General features: G+C 70.5%; 3 protein-coding genes. 1 reads left to right on the top strand and 2 read right to left on the bottom strand.

The annotated features are described in order from the left end of the window. Nucleotides 1–657: SelB C-terminal domain-containing protein (locus JWP83_RS16525; protein WP_297731892.1), on the top strand; the 657-nt coding region annotated here is incomplete at its 5' end. Nucleotides 658–669: 12 nt separating this feature from the next. Here the strand turns inward: JWP83_RS16525 and JWP83_RS16530 are convergent. Then, nucleotides 670–2,853 (bottom strand): FUSC family protein, encoded by a 2,184-nt coding sequence (locus tag JWP83_RS16530; RefSeq protein WP_297731895.1) that lies wholly within the window; start codon nucleotides 2,851–2,853, stop codon nucleotides 670–672. 97 nt (nucleotides 2,854–2,950) lie between these two features. Further along, nucleotides 2,951–3,415, bottom strand: a complete 465-nt coding sequence (locus tag JWP83_RS16535) for a GatB/YqeY domain-containing protein (RefSeq protein WP_297731898.1) — start codon at nucleotides 3,413–3,415, stop codon at nucleotides 2,951–2,953. Nucleotides 3,416–3,695 lie beyond the last annotated feature (280 nt).

Consider the following 3,695-nt stretch of genomic DNA (forward strand, 5'->3'; position numbering starts at 1 on the left):
CTGGCGAGCGGCCGGGTTCGTCCCCCCGACTGCGCGCGGGTGACCGAGCTGCGCGCCATGGGCCTGCCGCCGCGGGGGCAGCGGGTGGGCGACTGGGTGGTCGATCCGCAGTGGTGGGCCGCACGGCGCGACCGCGCGACGGCGGCCGTGCGGAGCTGGGCGGACGAACACGACATCGCGGCGGGGATGCCGCTCGAGACGCTGCGGCAGCGCGTCGGGCTGCCCGCCGCGGAACTGGTGCCCAAGCTGCTGCAGGGCACCGGCCTCGAGGTGGCCGACGGGTTGGTCCGCTCGCCCGGCGCGAGCCTGCCGGCCCGCGTCGAGCAGGCCGTGCGCACGATCGAGGAGTGGCTGGCCGCCGACCCGTTTCGGGCACCGGAGGCCGACGAACTGGCCGACCTCAGGCTCGGTCCCCGTGAGCTGGCCGCGGCGGTGCGCGCCGGGCGGCTGAGCCGGATCGCCGACGGTGTCGTGCTGGGCCGCGACGCGCTGGATCGGGCGGCCGACGTGCTGGCGAAGCTGCCGCAGCCGTTCACCGTCAGCGAGGCCCGCCGCGCGCTGGGCACCACCCGGCGGGTCGCCGTGCCATTGCTCGAGCAGCTCGACGCCCGGCGCGTCACCAGGCGGGCCGGCGACGGCACCCGGACTGTCGTTTGAATCAGCCGCGAGTTAGTCGGCCACGGAACTCGTTGCGGCAGCGGCGGTTTCCGATGCCGCGAGCAAAACCAGTTCGAGTTGGGCGAGGTTGGCCGCCACCGTGATGAGTGGCTGCGCGGCCTCGACCGCGTTGTCTTGACAGGTCGCCTCGGCGCGCAATGCCCGCACGACTTCCCCGACCATCGGCGGCCGCCTTGCCGTGCCGCCGTGCCCCGAGACCTGCTCGGTTACGAATTCCAGGTGGGCTTCCAACACGGCCCGCGCCGCTGGGTAGGCGCCGGTCGGCGGCAGCGTCCTGATGTCGGCGATCATGTCCGCCGCGAGGCGCACCCAGGTGGCCCGGTTGGCCGCCTTCACCACCGGGGTCCGCAGGTCGGCCCCGCTGCCGGTCTCCGAAAGATAATGGCGCACAGCGTCATCGACCCTTCGGCTGCCCACCACCGCATCGTCGCTCAGGGCCGTGAGGTCGGCGTCAGTTCCCTCCGCGCCTCCCTCCGAACGACCGCGGGTGACACGCAGCACGGCCGCGTGAAGATAGCGCATGTCGACGTCGAGTGCGGCTTCGATCAGAGCGGACACCGCGGCCGTGGCGCCCCTGGGCCACAGCAGCAGCGACGCACCCATACCCACGGCGGCGCCCAACGCGATGTCCTCGACTCGCAGCAGGCCGACGCGCCAGCCGGTGGGGATCGTAAGGCTGAGGATGATCAGAAGATTCAACGCGCCGATGGCCTGAGCGGCGGTGAAGGAAACAAACCGCGGCAGGTAGGTCGACGCGAACACCGTGATCGGCACCAGCAGCCACTGCACCACCGGATCTACACCGACGGCGGCGACGAGGAGCCCGCCGAGGACGATACCCAGCGCGGTACCGACCACAGCCTGAACGACTCTGGTTCTCGTGGTGAGCGCGCTGCTGCTGAACACCAGCATCGTTCCCACCACGACCCAGAAGCCACGCTCGAAGACATGCAGATGAGTCACGGCGACGGCCAGGGCCAACCCGGCGCCCATGCGGAGGCCGTTGTGTGCCGCCACGGAACGGACGGCCAGGAATCCTGTGACAATCAAGGTGCCGGCGGCGGTCTCCGAGACCAGCCGGTCGGCGAATCCGGTGCGTGGCAGTTGTAGGCCGAGGGCCCGGGCCCACACCGGCCGGGCATCGGCCGCGGCGGCCGCGGCGATGACCCTGCCCGTCACTCCGATGGTTGTCGCGATCACTCGGCGCGCCAGCAGCCGCCGCCCGGCCGCAATGGCCGTCGCGTCGTCCGCAGCGCTGTCAATCTGAAGCACGCTCTCGCGGTAACTGCCACGCGCCAGCGACCGCAACCGGGGGAGTGCCGCGTCGAGGGCGGCGCGGTTCGCGGCGCGATGGTCCAGTTGGGAAGCATCGAGCAACCGAGCGCAGCACCGCAGGACATCGACGGCCGGCGGTTTCACCACACCCAGCGTCTCGCCTGTTTCGTCGTCGACCAAGTCGGCGACCAGTTGGAGAAGGTCGACGATTCGTACCAGCGCCCGGCTGCCTGCGCTAAGGCCGACCGGCCGGAAGCTGGCAGCCAGGAAGTTGGCCCGCAGCGCGTCCATTGCGGCGGTCACGTCCTCGGCCGAGCCGAAGCACTCGATCCGGTCGGCCAGCGCCGCGCACACTTGTGCGACGTGACGGCGCAGGGCGCCATGGTGCCGCGGGGGAAGGAAGAACAACGCCGCAGGCACGCATATCGCCACGGCCATCAGCCAACCCAGCAGCCGCTCGCCGATTGGCCCGACCGGTGTGCAGACCGGCCAAACGTAGAACAACAGGGTCGCACGTTGGCCGGCGGACATCGTCGAACTGAGCAAGGCGGCCAGCGTCACGGCCACGCCGAGGAAAAACATCAACGTGACCGCCAGCCAGCCAATGGGGGCAACCAAGGTGCCGACCGCGATCAAAACGATCCCGTTGACGGTCAGGCCGAGGTAGGCCACCGCGCGCTGCTGTCGGTTGCCCGGAAATTCGGTGACCACCAGCAGCCAAAAGGCGCCGAGCAACGCATACAGCGGTACCACTTTGCCGCCCACGACGAGGAAGGCGAACCCGGCCGTGAGTGGCACCATGATCGCCGCGCGCACGGCGCGGCGCAGCGCATCGCGCTCCGGATCCTTGTCGCGCAACGGCCGCAACGCTTGCCGGATCTGCGGGACCCGGATCAGCATGACTGGATGATAGAGCCGTCACCCTGCGACGGTCGCGTCGAGACTGCGAACAACGCGCACGGCCGCCGGATTCCCCAGCGGCACACAGCGATTGACGCTACAGCCGCTCCTTCACCGCGGCCGACAGCCGCGCCCCGTCGGCCTTTCCCGCCGCGATCGCGGTGGCCGCCTTCATCACCATCCCCATCTGCTTCATGCCCGGCCGCTCACCGATCTCCTCGGCGACCTGTGCGATCGCGGTATCGGCGACGTCGGCCAGCTCGGCCCCGGTGAGCGGCGTGGGCAGGTACTCGTCGATGATCCGCGCCTCGGCGTGCTCGTTGGCGGCGAGCTCACCGCGACCGTTTTGGGTGTAGATCTCGGCCGCCTCGCCGCGCTTCCGCGATTCCCTGGCCAGCACCTTGATGATGTCGTCGTCGGAGAGCTCGCGCGCCTGCTTGCCGGAGACCTCCTCGGTCTGGATCGCGGCCAACACCATGCGCAGGGTCGCGGTTCGCAACTTGTCCCTGGTCTTCATCGCCTGCGTCAGGTCGGCCCGCAGCCGGGATTTGAGTTCCGCCATGCCCGAGACGCTACGCGCCGGGGCGCCGGTCAAGATTGAGAAATGCCCGGACCGCCGACAGGATGGAGCCCATGACGAACGACGGGCCCGGCCGCCAAGCTGATTTCGAAGGCCTCGAAGGCCTCAAAGGCCTCAGCACACGGTGAACGCGCCGCCGCATGGTTATCCGGCTTTCCCCCCGCCCGGCCATTACGCGCCGGCCGGTTACCCGCCGCCGGGATATGGCCCCCCGCCGGGGTACGGCGCTGCGCCGCCCGGCTACGGCCCCCCACCGGGCTAC

Origin of the sequence: Mycobacterium sp. (genome assembly GCF_025965855.1) — a bacterium.
In the GTDB taxonomy this organism is placed as follows: Bacteria; Actinomycetota; Actinomycetes; order Mycobacteriales; family Mycobacteriaceae; genus Mycobacterium.

Coding starts and splice junctions, on each gene's coding strand:
- JWP83_RS16535 (WP_297731898.1), bottom strand. CDS start 3,415: ATGGCGGAACTCAAATCCCGGCTGCGGGCCGACCTGACGCAGGCGATG.
- JWP83_RS16530 (WP_297731895.1), bottom strand. CDS start 2,853: ATGCTGATCCGGGTCCCGCAGATCCGGCAAGCGTTGCGGCCGTTGCGC.